Annotated in this window: 1 protein-coding gene; it reads right to left on the bottom strand. The window is 53.4% G+C overall.

Annotated features, from left to right (window positions below; all coding sequences use genetic code 11):
* The coding region (locus KUA11_RS17060) for a 5'-nucleotidase C-terminal domain-containing protein (protein ID WP_217412243.1) at positions 1–483 on the bottom strand (483 nt) is incomplete at both ends.

The following is a 483-nucleotide window of genomic DNA, read 5'->3' as shown; positions in this document are numbered from 1 at the left end:
ATCATCGACAGCAACCTTATTCATCGGATACTGCCCTTTCTCTTTAATGAAGGCAGCGGCTTTATCGCCTGGCGATGTTTCAAAGCGGATATCCAGCGTCGTATCGCTGTGGATTGGTGCCAGACGCCAGTTATTATCCGCCGCCGGATGGATTTCGCCTGCGCGTTTTGACTCTGCGCCAATCCATGCCGCCAGCACGGCGCGATTTTCATCCGGAGACGCAAAGGCGATATGGCTGTCGCCAGTGCCGGCAAACTTGCCGCCGTAAGCGCGATAGTTATTCGTGGCGACCAGGAACGTAGCGCTCGGGTCGACAGGCTTACCGTTAAAGGTCAGGTTTTTAATACGCTCCGCCTGCGGATTCACCATCTGGCATTCGCCATCATAGCGGGCGGGCTGTGACACATCGATTTGATAATTCACGCCGTCAATGACATCGAAATTATAGGTGCGAAAGCCATCCCAATTGATCAATGATTGCGG

Source organism: Acetobacter estunensis, assembly GCF_019083805.1.
Taxonomy (GTDB): Bacteria; Pseudomonadota; Alphaproteobacteria; order Acetobacterales; family Acetobacteraceae; genus Acetobacter; species Acetobacter estunensis_A.
This window is presented reverse-complemented; position numbering and strand designations above follow the sequence as displayed.